Annotated in this window: 23 protein-coding genes and 1 tRNA gene; 15 read left to right on the top strand and 9 right to left on the bottom strand. The window is 39.3% G+C overall.

The window, feature by feature from the left end; genetic code table 11:
* Window positions 1-63: 63 nt before the first annotated feature.
* The 3 genes from K2F45_RS07665 to K2F45_RS07675 form a co-directional block, all read right to left on the bottom strand.
* The gene (locus tag K2F45_RS07665) at window positions 64-843 is read right to left on the bottom strand and encodes a phytanoyl-CoA dioxygenase family protein (protein WP_075991643.1); all 780 of its coding nucleotides are present in this window, start codon (window positions 841-843) and stop codon (window positions 64-66) included.
* 282 nt (window positions 844-1125) lie between these two features.
* Window positions 1126-1199: transfer RNA gene (locus tag K2F45_RS07670), tRNA-Pro, on the bottom strand.
* A gap of 160 nt (window positions 1200-1359) precedes the next feature.
* Complete coding sequence (locus K2F45_RS07675; protein WP_075991644.1) at window positions 1360-1923, bottom strand: porin family protein; 564 nt, start codon at window positions 1921-1923, stop codon at window positions 1360-1362.
* 358 nt (window positions 1924-2281) lie between these two features.
* Between K2F45_RS07675 and K2F45_RS07680 the strand changes: the two genes are divergently transcribed.
* Genes K2F45_RS07680 through K2F45_RS07690 form a run of 3 tightly spaced genes read left to right on the top strand, consistent with a single transcriptional unit; the run spans window position 2282 to window position 5618 of the window.
* Window positions 2282-2815, top strand: coding sequence for an RNA polymerase sigma-70 factor (locus K2F45_RS07680; protein ID WP_075991645.1), 534 nt, complete (start codon window positions 2282-2284; stop codon window positions 2813-2815).
* Window positions 2812-3780 carry a FecR family protein gene (locus tag K2F45_RS07685; protein ID WP_075991646.1) on the top strand — a complete coding sequence of 323 codons (969 nt, stop codon included), beginning with the start codon at window positions 2812-2814 and terminating at the stop codon, window positions 3778-3780. Before K2F45_RS07680 ends, K2F45_RS07685 begins: the two co-directional genes overlap by 4 nt.
* 47 nt (window positions 3781-3827) lie before the next feature.
* A complete protein-coding gene (locus K2F45_RS07690) occupies window positions 3828-5618 on the top strand; it encodes a hypothetical protein (RefSeq protein ID WP_248933282.1) in 1791 nt (596 codons plus the stop codon).
* Window positions 5619-5745: 127 nt separating this feature from the next.
* Here K2F45_RS07690 and K2F45_RS07695 read toward each other — a convergent pair whose 3' ends face one another.
* The 3 genes from K2F45_RS07695 to K2F45_RS07705 all read right to left on the bottom strand — a co-directional run bounded on the left by K2F45_RS07695 (window position 5746) and on the right by K2F45_RS07705 (window position 7073).
* Entirely contained in the window at window positions 5746-6195 is a 450-nt protein-coding gene (locus K2F45_RS07695) for a KTSC domain-containing protein (RefSeq protein ID WP_075991648.1), read from the bottom strand.
* 55 nt (window positions 6196-6250) lie between these two features.
* Window positions 6251-6472 (bottom strand): VF530 family protein, encoded by a 222-nt coding sequence (locus K2F45_RS07700; protein WP_046674232.1) that lies wholly within the window; start codon window positions 6470-6472, stop codon window positions 6251-6253.
* An 82-nt stretch (window positions 6473-6554) separates the two neighbouring features.
* Window positions 6555-7073, bottom strand: coding sequence for an NADPH-dependent FMN reductase (locus K2F45_RS07705; protein ID WP_075991649.1), 519 nt, complete (start codon window positions 7071-7073; stop codon window positions 6555-6557).
* A gap of 214 nt (window positions 7074-7287) precedes the next feature.
* Here K2F45_RS07705 and K2F45_RS07710 point away from each other — a divergent pair, with 214 nt between their 5' ends.
* From K2F45_RS07710 to K2F45_RS07745, 8 genes are all read left to right on the top strand, one after another.
* Window positions 7288-7845: an RNA polymerase sigma factor gene (locus K2F45_RS07710; RefSeq protein WP_075991650.1), complete on the top strand. Its 558-nt coding sequence runs from the start codon at window positions 7288-7290 to the stop codon at window positions 7843-7845.
* Window positions 7846-8032: 187 nt separating this feature from the next.
* Window positions 8033-9133 carry a FecR family protein gene (locus K2F45_RS07715; protein ID WP_075991651.1) on the top strand — a complete coding sequence of 367 codons (1101 nt, stop codon included), beginning with the start codon at window positions 8033-8035 and terminating at the stop codon, window positions 9131-9133.
* A 169-nt stretch (window positions 9134-9302) separates the two neighbouring features.
* On the top strand, window positions 9303-12578 hold the full coding sequence (locus K2F45_RS07720; RefSeq protein WP_237242038.1) for a SusC/RagA family TonB-linked outer membrane protein: 3276 nt from the start codon (window positions 9303-9305) through the stop codon (window positions 12576-12578).
* A 12-nt stretch (window positions 12579-12590) separates the two neighbouring features.
* Entirely contained in the window at window positions 12591-14186 is a 1596-nt protein-coding gene (locus tag K2F45_RS07725; RefSeq protein WP_075991652.1) for a SusD/RagB family nutrient-binding outer membrane lipoprotein, read from the top strand.
* Window positions 14187-14254: 68 nt separating this feature from the next.
* A complete protein-coding gene (locus K2F45_RS07730) occupies window positions 14255-14737 on the top strand; it encodes a hypothetical protein (RefSeq protein WP_075991653.1) in 483 nt (160 codons plus the stop codon).
* A 227-nt stretch (window positions 14738-14964) separates the two neighbouring features.
* Entirely contained in the window at window positions 14965-15522 is a 558-nt protein-coding gene (locus K2F45_RS07735) for an RNA polymerase sigma factor (protein ID WP_075991654.1), read from the top strand.
* The gene (locus K2F45_RS07740) at window positions 15512-16333 is read left to right on the top strand and encodes a HEAT repeat domain-containing protein (RefSeq protein WP_075991655.1); all 822 of its coding nucleotides are present in this window, start codon (window positions 15512-15514) and stop codon (window positions 16331-16333) included. The genes K2F45_RS07735 and K2F45_RS07740 overlap by 11 nt, the downstream gene beginning before the upstream one ends.
* Before the next feature lie 97 nt (window positions 16334-16430).
* Complete coding sequence (locus K2F45_RS07745) at window positions 16431-17363, top strand: DUF4097 family beta strand repeat-containing protein (protein WP_083663539.1); 933 nt, start codon at window positions 16431-16433, stop codon at window positions 17361-17363.
* 53 nt (window positions 17364-17416) lie between these two features.
* Here K2F45_RS07745 and K2F45_RS07750 read toward each other — a convergent pair whose 3' ends face one another.
* From K2F45_RS07750 to K2F45_RS07760, 3 genes are all read right to left on the bottom strand, one after another.
* On the bottom strand, window positions 17417-18127 hold the full coding sequence (locus K2F45_RS07750; RefSeq protein ID WP_237242040.1) for a class I SAM-dependent methyltransferase: 711 nt from the start codon (window positions 18125-18127) through the stop codon (window positions 17417-17419).
* Window positions 18111-19292 (bottom strand): nicotinate phosphoribosyltransferase, encoded by a 1182-nt coding sequence (gene pncB, locus K2F45_RS07755; RefSeq protein ID WP_088160660.1) that lies wholly within the window; start codon window positions 19290-19292, stop codon window positions 18111-18113. Before pncB ends, K2F45_RS07750 begins: the two co-directional genes overlap by 17 nt.
* A gap of 164 nt (window positions 19293-19456) precedes the next feature.
* Window positions 19457-20956: a DUF6600 domain-containing protein gene (locus K2F45_RS07760; protein ID WP_248933283.1), complete on the bottom strand. Its 1500-nt coding sequence runs from the start codon at window positions 20954-20956 to the stop codon at window positions 19457-19459.
* Between the two features lie 256 nt (window positions 20957-21212).
* On the opposite strand from K2F45_RS07760, the gene K2F45_RS07765 reads away from it, so the two are divergent.
* The 4 genes from K2F45_RS07765 to K2F45_RS07780 all read left to right on the top strand — a co-directional run bounded on the left by K2F45_RS07765 (window position 21213) and on the right by K2F45_RS07780 (window position 24604).
* Complete coding sequence (locus K2F45_RS07765) at window positions 21213-21971, top strand: MlaE family ABC transporter permease (RefSeq protein ID WP_075991659.1); 759 nt, start codon at window positions 21213-21215, stop codon at window positions 21969-21971.
* Between the two features lie 6 nt (window positions 21972-21977).
* Window positions 21978-22751 carry an ABC transporter ATP-binding protein gene (locus tag K2F45_RS07770; protein WP_075991660.1) on the top strand — a complete coding sequence of 258 codons (774 nt, stop codon included), beginning with the start codon at window positions 21978-21980 and terminating at the stop codon, window positions 22749-22751.
* A gap of 5 nt (window positions 22752-22756) precedes the next feature.
* The gene (locus K2F45_RS07775; RefSeq protein ID WP_248933284.1) at window positions 22757-23761 is read left to right on the top strand and encodes an MlaD family protein; all 1005 of its coding nucleotides are present in this window, start codon (window positions 22757-22759) and stop codon (window positions 23759-23761) included.
* Between the two features lie 141 nt (window positions 23762-23902).
* On the top strand, window positions 23903-24604 hold the full coding sequence (locus K2F45_RS07780) for an RluA family pseudouridine synthase (RefSeq protein WP_075991661.1): 702 nt from the start codon (window positions 23903-23905) through the stop codon (window positions 24602-24604).
* Window positions 24605-24630 lie beyond the last annotated feature (26 nt).

Raw genomic sequence — 24630 nt, forward strand, 5'->3', positions numbered from 1 at the left:
GTATCTGGTGATAATAATAAAAAGTGGTTGCTTTTGCGACCACTTTTAGTAGGATGTCCTGGACTATTCTAATCCTAAACGGATAGCCTGTTCGACTGGAGTATATCCTTCTGTGGAATCCGAGATTGCCAATTCCCCCCTCAACAGCAAGGGCGGTTGTGCCATAAATTTAGGCAGAGTTCCACTGTGTGGTTGAGCTGAATGGACTAGAAACGGATGGCAAAGATAAACTGTACCTGCTTTACCCGTTGCATACACCTCTTTCCTTTTGGGCAGCTCGTCCAACTTATTCGCAAGCTGCATAAATGAAAGACCAAACTCTCCCTCCTTCGCTAAGAGCTTTGCCACATCGATGTGAGAACCTTCATATATGATCGTAGGCGCATCATTTTCGCTTACGTCCGAATACAACACAAGCATTAATAAGGCTCGACCCTTTGATTTGACATTGACGCGCCACTCAAAATAATTGTTCGGGTCATGGCCAGCGAAACTTGCGTCGACGTGCTTACCCGTATCATTTGGTTTCTGGATAGATGGAAACCTTATAGGGAACGTACCCACATTTCGACAGGGGATCCACCTGTCTTTACCCACCAATTGATCAAAAATTAAATGTATTTTTTTTGTATTTAATGATTCGATAAAAGGTGGTTGAGTATACATACCCAAGCGTATAACTGGTTCGGTCCAAGTTTGCGGATTAGACCTTTCACAGGGAAGGTCATTCCATAGGATATCTAAAACTGCATCCGCTGTTTCTTTTGAAAATGCATTTTCAATGCGAACAAAGCCACTAAGAATGAACTGCTCTATTTCCTTTTTACTTAGTATTTCTGACATAATTCTTCTGATATATAACCTATTTAGGGACAATAATTGCGTATTGACCTATTTGTTTAGATAATGAATAAAATTTTAAAATAGAAATCTACGCTATGTGGATAGTACACAGCGCCTTGCTTAAGAACTAAGCTGAAAAAGGATATTATAACATTACCGTCATTTTCATAGTGCAAATGTAAAGAATTAATTTGAGATCGAAACACATCATACAGGCCGAGTAGTAGGTTTTGTTCCGGCTTAGATACAAAAAAGCTCTAACGGTCGTTAGAGCTTCTCTCGTCGGGATGGCCGGATTTGAACCGACGACCTCCAGCACCCCATGCTGGCGCGATACCGGGCTACGCTACATCCCGTTTATTCCAATTTGATCAAAAGTCCTATTTAAATAGGACGATTAGCTGGAATAATTTTTTGGTAGGGCTAAAATAATAATTATTGACAAAAAATAAAATGTAAATACGAAAAAACGCCATCCGATTTAGAATGGCGTTTTTCTTCGCTAATAGATGCTGATTAGAACTTGTAACCGACCATAATGCCGATTGTTTTATTTTTTGCGTCTAAGGTCTTGTCGATACTCGTAAAACCATGGCTGTAATAAGCATCTAATGTAAGGTGACTGATATCTACACCGATACCGACTCTACCATCAAATGAAAATTTCTTATAATCGGTATTTGCGCTGGACTTCACTGTTTTTACATCATAGTTTAACTGCGGCCCCAATAGCCCACGGAGGTTGAAGTCGCCATTTTCCAAAAATTTATAACCGACCTGTAATGGTAGATTTATTTGATAGAATTTAGGTGTTTTCTGTACATTTTCGAAGGTATATTCTTTACGCAACAGACTGGCACCGATTCCGGGCTGGAAGAAAATGCGATCTCCAATACGGGCAAATCCTGCTACAGATACGCCGACTTTGCCATTATTATCTTTGACAGACTTGTTGCCAAAGGAACTCATATGATAGTTGCTTCCGACCTGTAAACCATAAGTGATATCTTGCGCTTGTGTAGTACCTGCAATTCCTAATAATGTCAATCCCAACAGGGCTACTTTGAATGTTGTTTTCATTGTCAAATTATTTTTTGTGATCAATTGTATGTTGTTCTTTCCTTTATGACAATGGAAAATCCATATACCCTTAGAAAAAAAATATTTTATAAAATAGATGGCTTACCTTTAGTCGTCACAAAAGCCTTTTTATAAAGTTTTTTGGGTAAATATCATTGGCCGATGGGAGGATGTCATGTACTCGCCTGAGCATCTATACGAAAAGAATTACGAATAGGTATAAATAAGGGATTTGAAATTATATGGCGGATGTATCGAAGTTGATATTAAAAAAAGTGAAAAATTTGTAAGGGTAATAGTCTATTGGGGTGTCTTACTAATAAAGTGGATTATTTAAACAATAAGACAGATTTGATCAATGTCGGAAAATAAAGAAAAGAATTTTGAGCAGCTTTTTCGGGCGCACTACAAAGAGTTACATCGTTATGCCTACCGGTATCTAGGCGATAGTGATGTGGCGGAAGAGGTTGTGCAACAGGTGTTTTTGCGGCTTTGGGAACGCGATTGGGAGGAGCAGATACATACTTCATTAAAAGCGTATTTATATCGGGCTATTTATAATGAAAGTATGAATGTGCTGAAAAAAGAGCAACGTAAGCTAAAATATCAATCCCACGAACTGCATAGGCAGGATTTTGTACCTGCGGTTGATGAAAGTACGCGGGATTTGGACGAAAAGCTACAGGTCGCATTGGCGGAATTACCTGAAAAAAGCCGGACGGTCTTTGAGTTAAGCCGTTTTCAGGAAATGAAATATAAGGATATCGCAGTAACCCTGGATCTGTCGATTAAAACTGTTGAGGGACATATGAGCAAGGCATTGAAGCATTTGCGTATCGAACTTATGGATTATTTAACATTGATTATTTGCTTTCTTATCTATACGCTATGAATAAGGAACTGTTAGAAAGATATATCATTGGCGAGACCAATGAAGTAGAGAATATCATGATACACGATTGGTTAGAAGAAGACGCTAACAATAAGGAGGAGTACATAAAAATGAAAAAAATGTGGGATAGTTTGCCCAAACCCCTGGATGTTCCTGATGTGAACGTAGATAAGGCTTGGGCTGACTTCAAAGTTGTGCGAGATAAAAGAGCGGCAGAAGCTGCGGTAATCCCCCCAAAAAAGACTTCTGTAATTCAATGGAGCTGGTGGTTAGCAGCCAGTATCTTGGTCTTTTGTGCTGTAGGATTCTATGTGTTTGATCAATCTCATCGTGAGGAAATGTTTCTTTCGAGTATGGAGCAAGTGCGCCAAGATTCCCTACCTGATGGTTCGGTAGTTACCTTAAATAAAAATACGGAGCTGGCTTATTCAAGCAGGTGGACCAATAATAATAGAAATGTGGCATTGAAAAGAGGGGAAGTGTTTTTCCAGGTCCACAAGGATAAAAAACATCCCTTTGTCATTGAGACAGGGAAAACCAAAATTACGGTATTGGGCACCAGCTTTAATGTGCGCCGAACATCCGATGCGACGGAAGTTATTGTTGCTATAGGATTGGTTAAAGTCGGTTATGCAAAAAAGGAAGTCTTTTTGCGACCACAACAAATGATTACAATCCGGGATAGTGATACAATAAAAGTAGGAAAGGAACCTGTCAAGGATCAGTTTTATAAATATTATGTGGATCGTGTGTTTGATTTTGAGAATACCCCATTGCAGCGTGTTGTTGAGTTGCTAAATCAAGCTTATGCGTATAAGATTATTATTGACCATCCTGCTGATCAGAAATTATTATTGACAGCAAAATTCGAACAAAATAGTTTAACTGAAATTTTGAAAGTCATTTCTAGCACATTTGGATTAAACGTAAATGTGAAAGACAGAGAGATTCATCTGACGAGGTGAGCCAACAGATAGATATATTTTCAGAACAAAATTGTATAGAAAACAACATGATACTATTTTTTATAAAGAGGGTAGAGCTTTATCTCTTAATTTTAATGCTGTGTTCGTTCCATTTGGGAAGGGCACAGCAAAAGCTCGCTGCAACGATTCAAATACCAGCCTTTCCAGAGACTACTGTAGGTGAAGTTTTTCGTTTGTTGAAGGAGCAGCAGGATGTATTGTTCTCCTTTAATGGAAATATCCTACAGACAGACAGTGTGATTCATACTAAAGCCTTCAAAGGGAATTTGTATGATTATCTGGATCGGATTTTGGGCAAGGAATATAGTTTTAAAGAACTTGGACGGCATATTATTATTCAATATACACCTCAGCGGATGTCGGTGGAGTTTGAAGTGAAGACACCTAATAAAAACAAAGTTGTTATAGCGGGGTATATCAAAAATATTCGGACTAATAATCCGATTTCCAATGCCAGTATCTTTGATCGAAGTGCTTTATTGTCTACGTTGACGGACCGAAATGGCTACTTTGAGCTGGACGTAAAGAAAAAAAGTAATCTCATTGCAGTGAACGTTAGTAAGGAGGCTTTTCGGGACACCAGTGTTATGGTGATTTTTCCGATAGAAGCGCAAATTGGCGATAAGAAGAAGCGTGAATATGGCTATTTTGAAGGGTATGAAGAAGATCATGGTCTTTATCGATCTTTTTGGGGACGGGTATTTCTGTCTCCTGCCCAAAAGATCCAAAGTATGAATTTGGGCGGGATGTTTTTGTATAGCCCATACCAAATTTCGATGACACCGGGATTAAGTACACATGGTTTTATACAATCGCAAATTGTGAATAAATTTTCCATAAACATTATTGGTGGATCTACTGCGGGGGTAAAAGGTATTGAGCTTGGTGGCGTATTTAATATTAATCAATATGATATGCAAGGCTTGCAAATGGGCGGTGTTTTCAATGCCGTTGGGGGAAGTGTGCGTGGTGTACAACTTGCCGGTGTAGGAAACCGTGTGTTCGGAGAAATGAAAGGTTTGCAAGTGGCAGGCGTCTTCAATGGTGTAGGAGGAAATGTAAGTGGGGTACAGATCGCCGGTGTGGGAAACCATGTTTCCGGGGAAGTGAAAGGTCTGCAAATAGCGGGTGTTTTTAACAAAGCGGATACGGTTAGAGGTGTTCAAATCGCTGGTGTTGTAAATTTAGCCAATGAGGCTCCAGGAACGACACAGCTTGCTAGCATACTTAACAATAGCGAATCGACTGTTGGAAGTCAATTAGCAGGCATCGCTAATAAAGCTAAAAAAGTAAGCGGAGTTCAGGTGGCAGGTATCGTTAATATTGCCGATAGTAGTGATTATCCCATTGGTCTGCTTAATTTTATTAAAAATGGTGAGAAGAGTCTTTCAGTAGCGGTCAATGAGGATAGCTATCTCGGATTACAATTTCGTTCAGGTGGTCGTGTACTCTATAGTATATTATCGATCAATAGGGCACTCGATGGCAACAGACCGGATAAATATGCCTTTGAAGCAGGTTTAGGAGCAGTATTGATCAATAGGACCAAGTTTAGTCTGCGTACGGAAATAGCTACACGTAATTATCTGACAGAGAAATTTAAAAGCCTGGATAATCATCAGTCCTCGCTGCGGGTAATTCCGGCGTTTAAACTAAGTGAGCGCATGTCTATATTTGTGGCTCCCAGCTTGAACTATGCGGAAAGAGACGAGAATTCAATTTATGGTGGTAGTACATTGTGGAAAGCTTGGCGGAGAGACCGTACCCGAAATACGTTTTATGGAGGTGGAATGGCAGGTCTTATGCTAAAATTATAAAACTAAAAACTATTTGGCAATAGCATTGTTCTATAGATAGCTTTTAAACATTTAACATTTTACGTAAACGCCCTATATCAATCTGATAGCGGGCGTTTATCTTTGTATAGCTGAGAAAGAACAGTGTTTAAGCAACTGTCGCAGTCTTTAATACATTGCGGTAAGGATAAGAATGGAAGATGTGTCTACGGGCAAATCGACCTAAAGAATCTGCGTTGACAAATTTAATATAGTCATTCCGCTGAACACCGAAATATTCATATTGACTGCCGTCGTGAAAAGTGATTGTCAATATTTGTGCTTTCCAGTCAATATCCTGAATGCCAGAATTGGTAATTGTCTCCGTGTAGATCGGCAACTGTTGCTCTAATGTTTCTGGACAGATGCTTACCAGGAAATGGTAGGCTTCAATCATTTCCACACTTTTTTGCTCTGCAGCCAAACGACCTTCTTCATCATTGACAAATTTATCTGGATGACATTCTTTCATGATTGTCCGGTAGGTAGATTTTAGGGTTTTAAGATCCACAGATTTCTCTACGTTAAGTAACTTCCGGTAGTCGGCAATTTTTTTCATGGCGGCAAAGATATGCTTAATAATCAGATTATTCGTTATGAAATATGAAAAAAACTTATTTCTTCAACAAGGTTTTTACATAGAGCTGTTCGACCTTCTCTCTAGCCCAAGGTGTTTTCCTTAAGAAAGTTAGGGAGGATTTGACGCTCGGATTCTCATTGAAGCAACGGATGGATATGCGTTGTCCCAACTCTTCCCAACCATAATACTCCACTAAATATTCAATGATCGTGTCGAGCCTTTTTCCGTGTAATGGATTATTAATTTGTTCTTGCATGTCGTAAAGATAATAATCTTCAAATTATGGATTGCGCTAATTTTTATGGTTTGGATGAAAATGGAGCTGAATCTCGTGTGTATTAATCTTCTTTAAGTTGTGTTGCCAGCTTTTCTAGTTCTAAATTGAGCTGTTCGTCCCAAATTGCCCCAGTGGCATCCAGTTTCCCTTTGACTCCTTGTATCAGCAGATTTCGTTTTTCATCAATTTGAGCGCCCAGTCCCTGCAGGATACGTTGTAGTTCGATATGCGCTGTTTCGCCTTGCGCAGCAGCGGTAATGATACTAACGGGTTTATCGGTGAAAACCGTGGTTGCGGCGCACCATTCAAGTAGATTTTTTAATCCACTGGGTACACTGAAAATATATTCAGGGCTACTGATCAATACCAAATCGGCATCGTTGATTACCTGACGAAGTGCAATAATTTCGATTGGTGGATGGGTCTGGCTTTCTTCAGGATCAAAATGAGGCAGTTCTTTAAGACGGTCAAATAGCGTGAAATGGATATTGGCACTAATCTCCTGTTGGAGGTGACTTACAATATGATGATTGGATGAATGTGCACTGGCGCTACCTACAATGGCAAAAATAGTTTTCATGTGAGTTTAAATCTAGTCAACGGCTGTATACTGCTGTTGTGTTTTTACTTTTTATATCCTTAATGAAGGAACTAAATTACAATATTCAATTCAAACGATTTACTTTGTTCTTCGGTTCAATGTAATTTTTCGTTTCTTTCTCCTTTTACCGATTAAGTTTATACTTTTGGAACTGAGGACTTATATTAGCTTTTTTCGGATTATATGCTTTATTATGAGAAATAAAATGGGGTACCGCTTATTGTGGGAACGTATTCGTACAGGAGACGAGACGGCTTTCTTTGATCTATACGCGGCGCTCTATCAAGAGCTTGTCAATTTTGGAATACGCACTTGTGGCGACAGTGACTTGGCAAGTGAAGCAACCGATCAGGTATTTGTTAAAATTTGGGAGAAAAGAGAACAGCTAGATCGGGTAGAAAATGTACAGTCCTATCTCATTACTTTTTTAAAAAGACGTATTCTGCGTCTACTGGAGAAACAACATAAAATCAATACAGCCCTTCAAAATGTGAAAGCTGAAGATGATTGGGTGGAGATGCCCTATGAGGAGTTTGTCATCAAAGTACAGACGAATGAAATTATACAGATCCGTTTGAAGGAGGCGTTGGAGAAGTTGTCTTTTCGTCAGAAACAGCTGGTGAATCTGAAGTTTTTTGAGGGCTATTCCTATGAAAAAATAGCTGAAACAACGCAGATGTCCGTGAAAACTGCCTACAATACACTTTATGATGCTTTAAAGATTCTGAGGGAGGAATTAAAAGATATCTAAGTTTTGTGTCTGGCTTTTTATTTTAAGCCTTCAATAATAACATGCTCGTACGATGTTTGCAAAAGTAGGTGTGTTGATATTTTTTATTTAAAATAATTGATTGATTTTCAGTTGTTTGAAAAATAATTTAAATTTTCCTTAGGAAAAAGCCATGCTTTAGGGCACTATAGAGTAAATACTCAAAAGAATGAGCCAAAAAGATTATAAACAGTTAGAAGATTTTTTGATTGATGATACTTTTCAGAAGTATTGTTCGGGAGAAGATAAAAACTGTATTCTATACTGGCAACAATATAGCCTGAATCATCCAGAACAAGCGGAGACGATTCTGAAAGCCAAACGCCTATTTCAACTCTTGGTTGGTAACCGTAGACCTGTGAATGAGCAATTGGAAAAATTGAAGACAGATCTGCAGAATGCTCCAGTAGAACATCGCGTGTCCTATCGGTTTAACTGGCCTAAATGGGCAGCCATTGCCGCTGTATTTGTCGCTTTGGTATCGGGCGGTATCTGGTATTATGCTCAACCGGGCAAAGTTGATACGACATTACCAATAAGCGCAATTGGCCAGGTCTATCAAACAAAAAATGGTGAAAAAAAGACCTTCGAATTAAGTGACGGAAGTACAGTGACATTAAACTCTGCGAGTAAACTGGAGTTATCGGCAGATTTCAATCAGGAATTGCGTGTGGTGCGGCTTGCGGGTGAAGGTTATTTTCAGGTGGCCAAGAATAAGGAAAAACCTTTTGTGGTACAAGCATCTGATTTTGATATCAAGGTCCTGGGAACAACATTTAATGTGAAGAGTTATTCCGATGAACCTACAGCAGAAGCACTGCTTGTAGAAGGTTCGATTGAAATGACGAGCAAAGGACAGCGTGAAAATTCTGTGGTCATCAAGCCGAATCAAAAAATCACGATCTTTAAGAATCAAGCTGAAATAGCAGTCGCTCGTAAAACCAATAAACCAACCGCGAGCAAATTACCGATTAAGGAGATTGCCATAGAGAACATCCCTACAATAGAATCCAATACAGCTGAAATACCAGATATTGCATGGCGTGAAAATAGGTTAGAAATCGTGGACCAAGATTTTGAATCGCTTCGCCGGACATTAGAACGCTGGTATGATGTGGATATCCAAATCCAAAATGATCAATTAAAACAATACCGTTTTACGGCAACTTTTAGTAGGGAGAATATTGCTCAGGTACTGAGTGCTTTACAGAGCGTTGAACCTTTTAAATTTAATGTATATGGGAGAAAAATAACTATATCAGAAAAGTAAAAAGGATGGTGGACCAACACCATCCTTCATTGAAAAAATGATTAACCAAAAGCAGCAACATTGGGGCGTGCTGCTTAATATTAATTTTAACCAACACTAAAATATGATTAAAAATTGCTTATTGCAAATGCGCAATGGATATATTGTGCATTTTAGATTCATTATCCGGATGAAACTAGCCTTAATTATGACTACGTGTGCTGTTATGAATGTTTCGGCAAATGTATTTTCCCAACAAAAAGTCTCCTTGGATGTCCAAAAAACAAAACTGAGCAAGGTACTTAAAATGATCGAAGAGCAAAGTGATTATTACTTTGTTTATAATTCGACGAATGAAAATTTAAATAAAGAAGTGTCAGTCAATGCGAATAATACCAAGGTATTGGATGTGTTGGCTAAGCTTTTCAATAAAAGTGGATTGGTTTATTCCGTTTCTAAGGAAGGTCTTGTGGTTGTCAGTCAACAGCAGCAGGTGGCTGTCGCAGGTGTCGTCACTGACGATAAAGGCAATCCCTTAGCTGGTGCTACGGTACGTGTTAAGGGAACCGCGGTAGGACGTGCAACAGATATCAATGGACGCTTTATGATCGATGCGGCAACGGGAAACACCTTAATTATTTCTTTTGCAGGTTACACTTCGCAAGAAGTGGCCGTAACCAAAGAGGGTGATCTGAAAATTGTTTTATTGGAAGATAATCGGATGCTCAATGAGGTCGTTGTGACGGCATTGGGTATGAAGAAAGAGAAGCGCTCATTGGGGTATTCTGTTACGCAGGTTGCCGGTGAATCGCTAACCACAGCCCGTGAAAATAATGTGATGAATTCACTCGTAGGAAAGGTGGCCGGGTTGGATATCAGTTCTACTTCTGGCGGTGCCGGAGCTGCGTCCAATGTGACCATCCGCGGGGTATCGAGTTTGAATCAGACAAATCAACCATTATACGTAATTAACGGTATTCCTATGGAAAGTAAGCCGGTAGGTATCGGAAACGCCAATTCCAAAGGAAACTCAGGGAGCCAATGGGATAATGCACCCGATCTTGGCGATGCAATCGGCAATATCAACCCAGACGATATTGAAAGTATTTCGGTATTGAAAGGTGCTGCAGCATCTGCATTATATGGTTCAAGAGCCAAGGCAGGGGTTATCCTTATTACAACAAAATCAGGAAAAGGCAATTCGATCGATTTTAATAGTAACCTTGTTGCCGAGCAAATTATAGACAACACGAATTGGCAAACAGTCTATGGTCAGGGGGCAAACGGTGAGAAGCCAACGACCCAAGCAGGCGCAGCCCAAGTGGGAGGTTCAAGCTGGGGAGCTAAATTAGATGGAACACCCGTCGTACAATTCGATGGCGCATCAAGACCTTATTCATTACAAAAGGGAAATTTAGATCGGTTTTACCGCACTGGTTCGACATGGACTAATACATTAGCGTTAAATAAATCATTTGATGGAGGCTCTATTCGTCTGTCAGGGACAGATGTCAATAACAGATCTGTTGTTCCAAATTCGGGACTGAAAAGACAGTCGTTTAATTTGGTTGGACTTTTTGAGCCACTCAGAGGTTTGACGATTGATGCACGCTATAATATGATTCTGGAGCAAGTCAAAAATCGTCCAATGGTTTCTGACGGTGCTGGAAATGCCAATTACAACGTCATGTTTTTGCCAACGAGCATCAATGTAAACGATTTGAAGCCATGGAAAGATGACAATGGAAAAGAAATCCTTTATAATTCGGGGAATGTGTATGCAACCAACCCTTGGTTTGCAGCAAATGAGTTTATCAATAATACGAACCGGGATCGTTCGATCGCTTCCGTAACAGCAAAGTATACCATGGGTAATGGTTTGTTTGTTCAGGGAAGGGCAGGAAGAGATGGTTATACCGATCATTATAAGAATGTTGTTCCTTCTGGCACCGGCTATTATGAGAATGGTAAAATTGCAGAGCAAGAAACTAAATTTGCAGATATTAATGCCGATGTTTTGGTCGGTAAGTCATTCACTTTCGGAGATTATACCCTTACACCTAATCTTGGAGCGAGTTACCGAAATACTAAAATCAGACAGACGACCAATTTAGGTACCGACTTCGCGATATTTGGTGTGTATAATATTTTGAACGCAAAAAATAAGTCGGTAGCGTATCTCGAAAGTGAATCGGAGACACAGTCTACTTATGGTACCTTAGAATTTGCTTATAAAGATATAGCTTATTTGACTGGTAGTTTACGCTCTGACTGGTTTTCTACCTTAGCCACACCTGGAGTAGATAATAAATTAAACTCTGTTTATCCCGCAATCTCGGGTTCATTTATCTTTTCAGAATATCTAAAACCATCATGGTTGAGTTTTGGAAAGTTGAGAGCAGGTTTTGCTCAGGTAGGACAGGCAACAGATCCTTATCAAACCTTGTTAACCTATAATTTTAGAAGTGAGGTACTTAACGGACAACCTTTAGGGGTTATTAACAATGTGAATATTCCGAACTCTTCTTTAAAAGCTTCTACAGCAACAGAGTTGGAAATCGGAACGGAGTTGCGTCTTTTTAATGATCGTGTAAATTTGGATCTAACATGGTATAACAAAAAGTCGAAAGATGAGATTTCCTTTATCACAACGCCTTCCGCAAGCGGATATGCTGGTGCCGTACTCAATGCCGGTAAAATGCAAAATAAGGGATTTGAAGCATTGATTTCAGCCACAGTTGTCAAAACGGAAGATTTTAAATGGGTATCCTCATTGAATGGTTCTTACAACGACAATAAAGTGATTTCATTGGCTGAAGGAATGGACGAGCAGACGGTAGCGACTTCGCGTTCGGGTGTAGGTTACTTAATGAATAAAGTTGGTATGCCTGCTTTTCAGATCATGGCTTTCGATTATAAATACGATAGTAATGGTGAGATCGTAAAATTGGCCGATGGTTCTCCTGACCGGGGTGAGTTAAAGTCCTACGGTTCGGCAATGAATAAATGGTTTGCTGGCTGGAACAATGAGTTTAGCTACAAAAGGTTCAATTTTTCTTTCTTGGTTGATGGAAAATGGGGAGGAAAGCTTTTCTCGGGAACAGATTACTACGGTTATATTTTTGGATTACATCAGGAAACTGTGGCTGATCGTGAAAGCTTGGGCAGAACAGCTTCTACTTATTATACCAATACGGCAAATAATGTATCTAAGATATTTGTAAACAGCGCTGATTTTGTAAAATTGAGACAGGTCGTTATGGGCTATACTTTCCCATCCAATCTATTTAATAACAAAGTTAAGTCGATTACAGTAAGTGCTGTAGCGCGCAATCTCTGGACGATCATGAAGAAAACAAATAACATAGATCCAGAGTCGAGCTATAATGCAACTTTCCCGGGCCTAGAGCTTGGAGGTGTACCAGCTGTACGTACTTACGGTGTTAATTTAAGTGTTAAATTCTAATTGCAAACAATCATGAAAAGATATATTAAACCGGTAGTTATTAGTTTAATGGCAGCGACATTATTTATGGAAAGTAGCTGTACAAAAGATTTTGATAAGATAAATACAGATCCAGTTGCTTATGGTAAAGAAAATTGGGATCCAAATTATACATTGAGCTCTGCACAATTATTTTATACAGGAAGTTTTGATTTTGCATACGATACATGGCGTGGAAATCTAATTTACTCGTCGACAATGATGCAGGGTCTATCGACTGTAGTGAGTTATTGGGCCGGCGATAAATATATGCTGAATGAAAGCTATACCGCGGCGTATTGGGGTACGGGTACAGTTGGAGCCTATATTGAGCAGGTTCGTAATATTGTGGATGTGGTTGAGTTTACAAAAGACAAACCAAAATATGCAAATCTGTACAATGTCGCACGTATTTGGAAAGCTTTAATTTTTGCTCGCTTAACTGATTTGTATGGTGATGTCCCCTATTCGGAGGCGGGACTGGGGTTTTATACCAAAGTTTATAAACCGAAGTATGATAAGCAGCAGGACATCTATAACGATTTGCTAAAGGAACTTGAAACGGCTACTGCAGCATTAAAGGATGATGGTGATAAAGTCACTGGTGATGTTATTTATAAAGGTGATATTGCGAAATGGCGTAAATTTGGCAATTCTCTGCTCTTACGAACAGCGATGCGTTTGGTTAAAGTAGACGAATCTAAAGCGAAGGAATATGTACAGAAGGCTGTGGGTAAGACAATGGACAGTAATGCCGACAATGCATTTATTTTACATGATGAATCAGGATCTAGGGTTACTCAGAATAGAAATAGCCAGGTTTTATTGGGCGATGGTGGCCAAGAGAATTATTATGTAAAATGGTCTAAAACATTTATTGACTATCTAAAAAGCAATAATGATCCGAGGTTGCAAAAGGTTGCTGTTACAAAACTATATTTATCAGAAAAGGACAAAACACAGAACGGGAGTTTTATCACAGATCCAACCAAGCAAAAGGGGATGCCGAATGGAAAAGATTTGGGATCAAATGCACAGTATAACATTAGTAGCGACCCAAGTTATACGACATTTGCAGAATATTCTTCGCCCAATCCTAATATGATCAAGCGGACCGGTGCGACATTTATTTTGACCTATGGTGAATCCGAGTTGCTGTTGGCTGAGGCAGCCCAACGTTGGGGAATAGGTGGTAGTGCAAGCGATCATTATAAAAAAGGTGTGAAGGCAAGCATTACCTATCTGAATCAGTATGATGGTTCTTTGACAATAAGTGATGCAGATGCTGAGACTTATTTGGCTGCGAATCCATATAATGCTGCTGATGCCTTAAAACAGATCAATACCCAATACTGGGCACATACGATAACGATGATGGATTTTTATGAAACTTGGAGCAACTGGCGCAGAAGTGGGTATCCGGCGTTAACTCCTGTGAATTATCCAGGAAATGCTACTTCGGGGACTATTCCTAGAAGATTCCCTTATCCTTCTACTGAAGCGGCTATCAATGGCGAAAACTACAGAGCGGCTTCAGCCGCAGTACCTGGCGGAGATAAGTTGTCTGGTCGAGTTTGGTGGGATAAATAATTACAATGGTTTGTTTTTGATTGAGGCTGAACTTTCGTAGTTTGGCCTCTTTAAACCTTTTATAAAATATGATAAACCTAAAAAATCAACTGCTATTTGCGATTGCGATTTCCTGTCTTGTTTTTTCCTGTAAAAATACTACCGAAAAGAAAGATGTGGATGCAGTAAAAGCCAAGTCCTTGACCGGTACCTATAAGCTTATTGAAAGCAAAACAATCAAAGGGAAAGATACGGTGACTGCTTTTACGGACACGAGCAAAACCGAAATGTTTAAAATGTTCAATGATGACCATTTTTCCTTTTTTAACCACGATAAGGAAAAAGGTAAAGGTAAGGAACCGTTGTTTGTCGCAGGTGGGGGGACCTATTCTTTTGATGGTGTCAACTATCAAGAAAGATTACAATATTGTTCAATGCGCGATTGGGAAAGTAATAAGTTTGATTTTCAACTTACTTTAAAAGGAGATACATTGGTTCAGACAGGTGAGGAAAACTTACCTGAATTGGGAGTTAAACATACCATTGTGGAGACCTATCTAAAAGTTAAATAATCGATAATCTTATACCTGGAGTTTTAAAATCCTTATTAAGTTTATTTTATTAATGCAGACACTCAAGTTCATTCTTGAGTGTTTTTTGTTGAAAGGAGGCCCTTTAATGGGCTTTTGTGCATTTTTAGAATTATTTTAGAAAAAAAATAAAATTATATTGCAACATTTTCAGCAGAGCCCCGACTACATAGTAGAAACATAAGAATTAACAGTATTAATTTTAGAACGTGCAAAATCAGCTTAGCGATAAAGATTTATTAGCGATGTGCCAAACGGGCAATGAGTCTGGATTTGCACAGCTCTATCATCGGTATGCAAAAAAGATTTTTAATTCTATTTATCGGATTTTGTCCAATCAGGAAGAAAGTGAAGATATTTTACAGGAAACCTTTGTTGACTTTTTTTCAAGATCAGATAAATGGCATTTAGTTCTCAGTGTGGAAGCCTGGTTGAGAAGGATGGGGGTGAATAAGGCAATCTCACTGTTACGGAAGAATAAGCAATATTTTACGCCGGTGGATGATTTGGAAATTAAGGATGATGGCGAAGACGAATTGCTGGAAAAAGAATGGCGTGAATGTCGTTTGACAGATTTAGAGCATGTGATCGATCAATTGACAGGCGTACCTAAGATGGTTGTTAATCTTTACCTGTTTGAAAACATGAGCCATGATGAGGTTGCGGAAACATTGGGGATGACAGCGGTTGCTGTACGTAGTCAATATCACCGTGCTAAAAAGAAAATTTACGAAGAATTGAAGGAAAGGTATAATTATGCGGGATAATTTAAAAGATTTTGTGAACGCTAATCGGGAGGCATTTGATCAAAGAGAACCTTCGGCTGACTTATGGAATAAAATAAGACCACAAGTAGTTCCCCCTGTTCAGGAAAGAAAGATTAAGCCTTTATGGAAGTGGGCTAGTATTGCGGCAGCAGCTCTGTTAGTTGGGACAGCAACTTTTATTGCTTTTAATCAACAACGAGCAATAGAAGTAGAGAAGCCTGTGGCTGCGGTACATCCTATTACTATTCCGGAAAAAGAAGACAATGCAAAAGCAGTTGATGCTGAGGTGATGGGAATTCATACTGGTACCCAAGAGGCTTCAGCTCCCGTTAAGGCAATCGCCGGTATCGAAAGCAAAGGAAAACAATTGGCAAAAGTAAGCGTATCGGAAACTGCTCATCGTGAAATGGAAGAGAAAATGGATTACGTTCAGATGCTTCAGGATTCGAGTTCCGCAAGCACGCGTTTAAGTGCTGTCTTGGCGATGAAAGATGGGGGTAAGTTAGATCCGAATAGTGTGGGAGCTTTGGAAAAGACAGCTGTGTCAGATCAAAGTAGTAATGTCCGCATGGCTGCAATCGAAACCATATTAAGTGGACTTAGTCCAGAAGAACGTCAGCAGAAAGTTCAGGACTTCTTTGTGGAGCAAAATGACCCCACTTTACAAATGGAACTGATGCAAATGATGGCTCAACAGGAGGATCCGACGATGAAAGCAACAACAAAAGAAAAATTAAATGAAATTGTGGAAGATCCATTTACCCTGAAATTTGTGAAGGAGCAAGCATATGCGGTATTATTAAATCAATAATAGGATATATTAAGGTAGAAGTCAGATTGTGTAGGTTAATCTATGAAAAAGCTTAAAATGCATTATTTGACAAATAATGAAGATAAATTAAAACGAAATGAAAAAGATAAGGATAATGATGATTGGGGTCGCACTGATCTTTGCAAGTGTATTGCAGGCCCAAGTAAATGAAACTGTAGAAAGTGTGGCTGCGCCAAAGCCTCCTAATCCTCCTAAAAAGGCTAGAGCGGTTTCAGGAGTTGTTGTTAGTAATACTAATAATTTTACATACAGTTCTGCCGGATTCGGCCGTAAAAAGGGACCGAAAAACTGGAAAGAAATTAAAGTGCCCAACTTGGGGAATAAACTTTTACTAAAATTGGATAATGTTTATATTGAAGGTTATAAGGGAAACGATGTGCTGATTACAGCCAAGGTAGAGGAAAGTGAAGAAAATGACCGTGCAAAAGGCCTACGTGTGATCAATGGCTCGGGATTATCGGATAATTCAGGACTTGGTATGAACATCAAAACAGAAGGTGGAGTGACTGAAATAAGTATGGTTGGGATGCCCTTAGAAGATTCTATTCGTATCAAGATACCAATGGATTTACCTGTGACGATCAAAGGAGGGCGTGGGGCTATGTTTAATGCTGGAGTTATCGAATTAAAAGATATCCGGGCTGAGGTTGAAGTTGCTAGTACGATAGGCGACGTGAATTTATTGAATGTTACCGGGCCGATCAATGTAAAGGTTTCACAGGGAGATGTTACAGCCAAATTTGTTCAACCTGTCAAAGGACCGATTTCTTTAGTCGCTGCCATGGGCGCCGTAGATGTTGCCTTCCCAAAGAATTTCGGCGCTAATGTGGATGTAAAATCTGCTATGGGGAATATCTATGCTGCGGACGAATTTCAATTCGAAAAACCTGCCGAGGAAGCCAAATCAACTCCGATGGGTAACGCCGTGAAAGGCAAAATGAATGGTGGTGGACAGGATGTTATTTTAAAAACATCCATGGGAGATATCTATATAAGAACACAGAAATAATATATATAATAACATAGAAATAATAAAAAAAATAGCCTGTTATAAACAACAGGCTATTTTTTTAGTTCCATGCGGACGAGGTATTGATCATTCTCATCTTCATACAAAATTTGTACAACCCAACCCAGTTCGTGCGAAATTTTGATCAATAAATCCTGGTCTAAATAGAGCCATTTGAAAAGATTTCCTCGAGTCCCTTTGTACTCATACTGGTATTGAATTTCCCCAAAATAATGCGCTGGTTTTTTGATGTTGTAATCTTTGTACAAATAACTGATGTCTGAAGAGTCAAAAATCAGTTGGCCATTTTCAGTCAGTAACTCTTTACTATGCTGTAATAGTTTTCGAAAACCATCTACGTCACCGGCAAGACCTATTCCGTTCATTAAAAACAATAGCGTATCATATTTTTGGCCTTCGAATTTATAGAAATCTTCGCAGATAATATGTTGTACCCCGCGTTGTTGCATAATATGGCAAGCGGTTTGCGAGAGTTCCAGTGCATCTACTTCAAAACCTTTTTCTTGGAGATACAGGCTATGGCTGCCAACTCCTGCTCCAACATCCAGTACACGTCCATCACATAAGGATAGTCCAATAAATTCCAGTTCAGGAAAATCATCGGGTTCCCGAAAGAAAATCTCAACGGGCATTTCATCTTGGTCGCCATAACTTGTATGGAGTATTAAAGGGAACTTTTCTTCTTGATGTACAAAGTAATCATCTAAGGCCTCACCGTATACATCTCTATGCATTGTCATCATCAATCATTAATACTTTTTTTGCAATATATATGGAGTCCTCATCTCCTGTATGTTTCATTGGTTCGTCAGATAGCTTAATGACCGGGGTCCATTGATCATCTTCTGGTAAAGCGTCAGTCATCTTAATGACGATATTCATGGGTTTGAGCCCCACATCATTGGTGAAATTGGTGCCAACGCCAAAGGAATGCAATATTTTTCCCTCACAGTAGCTCGCGATTCTTTCGACCTTCTCATAGTCTAGGCCATCCGAGAATATGATTGTCTTTGAGAGGGGATTGATTCCATTTTTATTATAGTGTGCAATAACCTTATCTGTAAATTCAAGCGGGTCGCCGCTATCGTGGCGGACTCCATCAAATAATTTGGTTAACTTTTTGTCAAATTGCTGAAAGAAAACTTCCGTAGTATAGGTGTCCGATAGTGCTATTCCGAGGTCACCTCGGTAGACATCAGACCAATGTTCAAGACCAAGTAGATTGGCCATTTTATAACCGTATTTGGCGGCGTGAAACATAAACCATTCATGGGCGTGTGTGCCAATTGGTTTCGTCTCATATTTCATTGCCAAATGTACATTGCTGGTACCTATAAATGTTTTTTCGCCATATTGCTTCAGTGTGCGAACGACCATATCATGGACTTCATAAGAATGACGTCTGCGGGTGCCAAAATCAGCAATTGTGATATTGAGTTTTTTATATTTTTCGATTTTATCTTTGGCTGTGGCGATTACTTCTGCATCCGAGGCACGTTGTAGACCTTGGGATTCATAAAAAAGTTCACATATGAGCGACATCAACGGAACCTCCCAAAGAATAGTACGGTACCAGTACCCTTCGATAATGACTTCAAGGTCGGGGCCATCCTGGAATATTTTGATCTCTTCGGGATCGTAGCGATAACCTTGAAGAAAGTCAAAATAGGTTGGGTCTATATAAGGACATGTTCTAGCAAAAAATGCCTTTTCTGCTTTTGTTAACTTCAAATTAGCCATCTCATTGACGGCTTCCTTCAGGAGCACGTCAAAACCATCGGGAAATTTATGATGTCCGCGGTTAATAAAATGATAACGTGCCTTGGCCTTTGGAAACAACTTAACCACAGCATGCTGCATGGTGAATTTGTAAAAGTCATTATCTAATATAGAGGTAAATGAAGCCATCTTTATCGATCTGTTTTTTTGTTTGAAGCGGTAAATTTACTAATTAACGTGAAAATGTATGGATTGTTCATGATAAATATAAAAAGACATGCATATAAATAAAAGGCGGATAAAATTTTTCATTTTACCCGCCAGATATGAATTATTATTTTACTCGGCTGTCATTATCTTGTTCTAGATCTTTCTGATCCTTGTGAAGAACGTCCAGAGCTACGTTCACCGGAGCTTTCTGAAGACCTTGATCGCGATACGGACGATGAATTGTCTGTATTTGATCTACTTCTTGTGTTTTCGTAGCTCCGATTTTGAGTTGGTTGCGATACCGGTTGGCTCGAACGGGTTCTGCTGCCATCATAATTTCCATTTCGTTGTGGCGTTGTTGTCGGTTGAACTACTCGTGGAGGCACAGTCTGATTAGAGCTGCTTGCATTTGACCGCGAACGTGAATTATAATCTGCGTTTCTATTGTAGTCTGTACTTCTGCCGTTTACAACACCATTATTATCAACGGAGCCATTTTGTCTATTTCTACTGGTAGATGTAGGGTTGTTATTGTTTGAAGCATCCGATTGGCGACCTGATCGTGTTCTAAAATCATAGTTATTCGAATTAGGTTGTGTACCGTTCGTATTTCTATTTACAGTTCCATTGTCGCTGCTTCTCGTATTATTATTTGAACTACGACTCGAGCCACCGCTGTTGGCATCATTACGAGACCTTACAGAAGCATTTCCACTGTTATCGATATATAACTCACGACTTCCTGATCTTGAATCGATGTTGTCTCGATTGCTGATAACACGATTGGTACGATCTGAAATCTCACTATTGTTATTACGTGTTCGGGTAGATGCATCCACGACATTTGTAGGGCGTGCAGAAGATCTTGTATTACGGTCTACATTTGGACGGTACATACTGATTTCATTACTACGATTGCTGCTACTGCGGGCAGATCCAGGTCGATCGGCATTTGCGATTCTATTAACTGTTACGCTTCTTCCTGTCGAACGTTCGATGTCAGATCTTCGAGGGCCACCAACATAATAGTTGTTGTTAATTATCGTTGTATTGTTGATAATGGTGGTTCTGTTATAGATATTATTGTAATTTCTTCGATTAACATAATATCTATCCATATCCCTATTCATAAAGTGATTGACTCCCACAAATGTCCAAAAGTTCATTGGAATATTAACAGATACATTTATACTCATGCCCGGGCCCATTGGTGCCCAACCGTAGTAGTCGTTACTTTGACGCCAATTTACCCATGCTGGCCCCCATTCATAGTCAGGAACCCATCCCCATCCATAACGGTCATTGTAGTTCCAGCGACCATAGTGAAATGGAGCCCAACCCCAGTCATAGTTGGATACCCAGGTATTACCATAGTCGGTCATTGTCCAATAACCATTGGTTGCATAAGGCTGGAAGTTCGGGCCAACGTCCGGAATCCAGACATAACCATAATTGGGATCATTAACCCATTGTCCGTAAGGGGAGAGTTGATCATAGAACATCTGGAACGAAACTCCAGCATTGTTATAATTGTTATAACCATTATATCCACCCCGTTGGGCCATCGAAGTCGCGCAACTTGAAAAAGAAGCGATACCTATAAAACCAAGTACCCAATATTTTATGTTGCCTAAATTTTTCATGACTGTAATATTTAAAAGTGTGACAAAACTCTATTGTATTGTCTTTGTTATTATGACAGCATAACGTATAAAATGGTTTAATCGGTACACTGGAAATCTGATTTTTTTTATATAAAAGTCAAATTGATGATCTTTTTACATAAACGACAATTTTAGATACATATTTTTTATTTACCTTTACCGCTCGAATTGCTACGTGTTTGTTCAGCATAAGACGTGTTTTATGACACATTAATTTGAAATAGACATCATTTAAATGGCTAAAAAACTTCAGACTTTTTTTCTAGAATTCGCAAACATTCACCGTTTTTTGCTACGGTTTTGGCGCGAATTGGTAACTCCACCATATGAATTTAAAGAAATTGTCCGCCAGTGCTATGAAATAGGCTACAAATCTTTGCCTTTGATCAGTTTAACGGGGTTTATTGTTGGATTTGTCTTTACAAAACAATCGCGTCCTTCTTTGGAAGAATTCGGGGCGACTTCGATGTTGCCTTCGCTTATTTCGATTGCTATTGTTCGTGCTCTTGCACCGCTGGTGACAGCTTTAATAGCTTCGGGTAAAGTGGGCTCGCAAATCGGTGCGGAACTAAGTTCGATGAATGTCACGGAGCAAATCGATGCCATGGAAGTTTCGGGAACTAATCCATATAAGTATCTTATTGTAAGTAGAATATTAGCTACAACTATTGGGATTCCTGTACTATGTTTTTATGTAGCGGGTATAGGTCTTTTAGGCGGTTACCTAAGTATGATGAGTAAAGACGACTTAAGCTTTTTGAGTTTTTTTACGCAAGTATTTGAGACGATAGCATTTAAGGATTTAGGTGCTATGGTTTTGCGTGCGGTTATATTTGGTTTTACTATTGGAGCTGTAAGTTGTTATTGCGGTTATTTTTCTTCAAAGGGGACTGAAGGTGTGGGTAAGGCAGCCAATGCTGCCGTTGTAGCTTCGATGTTCCTTGTATTTATTGAGGAAATAATTATTGTTCAAGTTTTATCGTTCTTTGGATAGCGAGCTATGGAAAAGATTAAATCAACCATCGACCATTCGAAGCCGGTCATTGAAATTAGGGATGTTAGCAAGTCTTTCGGTGATAATCACGTCCTACGTGGTGTTAACCTGGATTTATATAAAGAAGAAAATCTCGTTGTGCTTGGGCGTTCTGGAACGGGGAAATCAGTGTTGATCAAATTGATTTCGGGTTTATTAAGACCGGATGAGGGGACGATCAATGTTTTGGGAGAGTCAGTTCTTGAATTAAATGATCGCGAACTGCGTGAATTACGCTTAAAAATAGGGTTTTCTTTTCAGAATAGTGCGCTTTATGATAGTATGACTGTGCGCGAAAATTTGGAATTTCCATTGGTTCGAAATAAACGGAACTTAACACGTTCGGAGATCAACTACGCTGTAGAAGAGGTTTTGGATGGAGTAGGGCTTTCGCAAGCTATCAATCAGATGCCATCGGAGTTGTCGGGTGGACAACGTAAACGAATTGGTATTGCGCGCACACTGATTCTTAGACCTGAAATCATGATGTACGATGAACCAACAGCAGGACTAGATCCGATCACTTGTTTGGAGATTAATGGATTGATTAATGAGGTTCAGGAGAGGTATAAAACAGCATCAATTATTATTACGCATGATTTAGCTTGTGCGAAAGAGGTGGGAGACCGTATTGTAATGTTGTTGGATGGCAAGTTTGAAAGACAGGGGTCTTTTGAAGAGATTTTTGATACAGATGACGCACGTGTAAGAGCGTTTTATAATTATAATTTTATTCTATAATATACATGAGTAAGGCAGAAAATAAAAGAGCAATCATTGTCGGTATTTTTGTTTTTTTAGGCGTATTGATTCTTTTAGCGGGTATTTTTATTTTGGGTAGCCAGCAAAAGAAATTTACTAGAAATATCGAAATTACGACTTCATTTCCCGATGTCGCTGGATTGAAAGTGGGAAGTAATGTGTGGTTTTCTGGGGTTAAGGTAGGGATCATTAAGAATATACATTTTAAAAGTGTGCAGGATGTTGAGGTGGTTTTGACAATCGAGGAGAAATCTGCCGAATATATTCGTAAAGATGCCGTAACAAAATTGGGCTCGGATGGTTTGATTGGGAACAAGATCGTAGTGATTTCTGGAGGGTCGCAAAATGCGCCAACAGTGGAGACAGGTGATTTCTTGCGTTCGGCGAAGACTGCGGACATGGAAGCAATGATGGAAACATTGCAGGTAAATAATGAAAACTTAGCAAAGATTACTACTGACTTTGTAGAAATATCCCGTGGATTGGCGGACGGAAAAGGAATGGTTGGAGCGATGTTGACCGATACTTCTATGGTTAATACATTGCGTGCTACATTATTGTCAATCAGTGCTGCAATGAATAATGCGAATAAAGCATCTGCTAATTTGGTTACCTTGACAAACTCTTTAAATAGCAATAAGGGCTTGATTCATGATTTAACGACTGATACCGCTATATTCTCTAACCTGCGTCAGTCTGCAGCGCAGTTGCAAGGAGTTTCTCAGACAGCAAATGCATTGATAAACAATTTGAATAATGCTTCAAGTCGATTGAATGATAAAGATAATGCGGTGGGTGTGTTATTGAATGACCCGGCATCGGCAAATCAAATAAAATCGGCAATTAATAATTTAAATTCGAGCACATCCAAACTGGACGAGAATATGGAGGCATTGCAGCATAATTTCTTGTTGCGTGGTTTCTTTAAAAAGAAGATGAAGGAGAATGCGAAAAAAGCTGAGTTGCTTAAAGCGGACACTGCAAAATAAGTTGTGTTAAAAAAGAACATAAGGAAAGGCTGTACGCTTGCGTAGGGCCTTTTTTAATAAATAATAGCACCATTATGGGATCCAACTGAACAGGTCTTAATACTGTATAGCATTTGGATAACCCTTTTAGATTTGAAAGAAATGAATCACAGCGAAATAACCGATAAAGACGTCATTTACGAAGACAATCATCTCATCGCTATAAATAAGAAAGCCGGGGATATTGTGCAGGTGGATGAAACAGGAGACCTATCTTTAGAAGATATGGTGAAAGTATATTTGAAAAAGAAATATGATAAGCCAAATGAAGCATTTGTCGGTGTTATTCATCGATTAGATAGACCTGTTAGTGGTATGATTTTGTTCGCCAAAACAAGCAAGGCGTTAGAGCGAATGAATAAATTTTTTCAGGATAGACATGTGAAAAAGACCTATTTGGCAATCGTTAGACAGCGTCCGCGAAAAACTGAGGGGAAACTTATCAATTGGCTGGTTCGGAATAGACAAACAAGGGTAACAAAGGCCTTTCCACGCGAGGTGAAAGGCGGAAGTTATGCCGAGTTGGATTATACATTGGTGGGTGAGTTGAATGGATTCTATTTGCTGCGCGTAGAGCCTTTAACAGGTCGTACACATCAGATTCGTGCGCAACTTGCAGCGATGGGATGTCCTATTGTTGGTGATAATAAGTATGGATATCCAAGAGGTAGTTCTTTGGGTAGTATTTGTTTACATTCTCGTTCATTGGCCTTTACGCATCCAATAAAAAAGGATAGGATGGAATTGATCGCTTCTTTGCCGAAAGATGGCTTCTGGGATAAATTTGAATCTTTGGCACGCTAATCGTTAAAATTTCAGTACCTTTGTGC

The organism is Sphingobacterium siyangense (assembly GCF_023277505.1).
Lineage (GTDB): Bacteria > Bacteroidota > Bacteroidia > Sphingobacteriales > Sphingobacteriaceae > Sphingobacterium > Sphingobacterium siyangense.

Excerpts from the sequence above, each read along its gene's own strand:
- K2F45_RS07740 (WP_075991655.1), top strand. The coding sequence starts at position 15,512 with ATGCGGGATAATTTAAAAGATTTTGTGAACGCTAATCGGGAGGCATTT.
- K2F45_RS07675 (WP_075991644.1), bottom strand. The coding sequence starts at position 1,923 with ATGAAAACAACATTCAAAGTAGCCCTGTTGGGATTGACATTATTAGGA.
- K2F45_RS07780 (WP_075991661.1), top strand. The coding sequence starts at position 23,903 with ATGAATCACAGCGAAATAACCGATAAAGACGTCATTTACGAAGACAAT.
- K2F45_RS07705 (WP_075991649.1), bottom strand. The coding sequence starts at position 7,073 with ATGAAAACTATTTTTGCCATTGTAGGTAGCGCCAGTGCACATTCATCC.
- K2F45_RS07720 (WP_237242038.1), top strand. The coding sequence starts at position 9,303 with ATGAAACTAGCCTTAATTATGACTACGTGTGCTGTTATGAATGTTTCG.
- K2F45_RS07665 (WP_075991643.1), bottom strand. The coding sequence starts at position 843 with ATGTCAGAAATACTAAGTAAAAAGGAAATAGAGCAGTTCATTCTTAGT.
- K2F45_RS07750 (WP_237242040.1), bottom strand. The coding sequence starts at position 18,127 with ATGATGACAATGCATAGAGATGTATACGGTGAGGCCTTAGATGATTAC.
- K2F45_RS07745 (WP_083663539.1), top strand. The coding sequence starts at position 16,431 with ATGAAAAAGATAAGGATAATGATGATTGGGGTCGCACTGATCTTTGCA.
- K2F45_RS07760 (WP_248933283.1), bottom strand. The coding sequence starts at position 20,956 with ATGAAAAATTTAGGCAACATAAAATATTGGGTACTTGGTTTTATAGGT.
- K2F45_RS07775 (WP_248933284.1), top strand. The coding sequence starts at position 22,757 with ATGAGTAAGGCAGAAAATAAAAGAGCAATCATTGTCGGTATTTTTGTT.
- pncB (WP_088160660.1), bottom strand. The coding sequence starts at position 19,292 with ATGGCTTCATTTACCTCTATATTAGATAATGACTTTTACAAATTCACC.
- K2F45_RS07695 (WP_075991648.1), bottom strand. The coding sequence starts at position 6,195 with ATGAAAAAAATTGCCGACTACCGGAAGTTACTTAACGTAGAGAAATCT.
- K2F45_RS07715 (WP_075991651.1), top strand. The coding sequence starts at position 8,033 with ATGAGCCAAAAAGATTATAAACAGTTAGAAGATTTTTTGATTGATGAT.
- K2F45_RS07765 (WP_075991659.1), top strand. The coding sequence starts at position 21,213 with ATGGCTAAAAAACTTCAGACTTTTTTTCTAGAATTCGCAAACATTCAC.
- K2F45_RS07730 (WP_075991653.1), top strand. The coding sequence starts at position 14,255 with ATGATAAACCTAAAAAATCAACTGCTATTTGCGATTGCGATTTCCTGT.
- K2F45_RS07710 (WP_075991650.1), top strand. The coding sequence starts at position 7,288 with ATGAGAAATAAAATGGGGTACCGCTTATTGTGGGAACGTATTCGTACA.
- K2F45_RS07685 (WP_075991646.1), top strand. The coding sequence starts at position 2,812 with ATGAATAAGGAACTGTTAGAAAGATATATCATTGGCGAGACCAATGAA.
- K2F45_RS07680 (WP_075991645.1), top strand. The coding sequence starts at position 2,282 with ATGTCGGAAAATAAAGAAAAGAATTTTGAGCAGCTTTTTCGGGCGCAC.
- K2F45_RS07690 (WP_248933282.1), top strand. The coding sequence starts at position 3,828 with ATGATACTATTTTTTATAAAGAGGGTAGAGCTTTATCTCTTAATTTTA.
- K2F45_RS07770 (WP_075991660.1), top strand. The coding sequence starts at position 21,978 with ATGGAAAAGATTAAATCAACCATCGACCATTCGAAGCCGGTCATTGAA.
- K2F45_RS07725 (WP_075991652.1), top strand. The coding sequence starts at position 12,591 with ATGAAAAGATATATTAAACCGGTAGTTATTAGTTTAATGGCAGCGACA.
- K2F45_RS07700 (WP_046674232.1), bottom strand. The coding sequence starts at position 6,472 with ATGCAAGAACAAATTAATAATCCATTACACGGAAAAAGGCTCGACACG.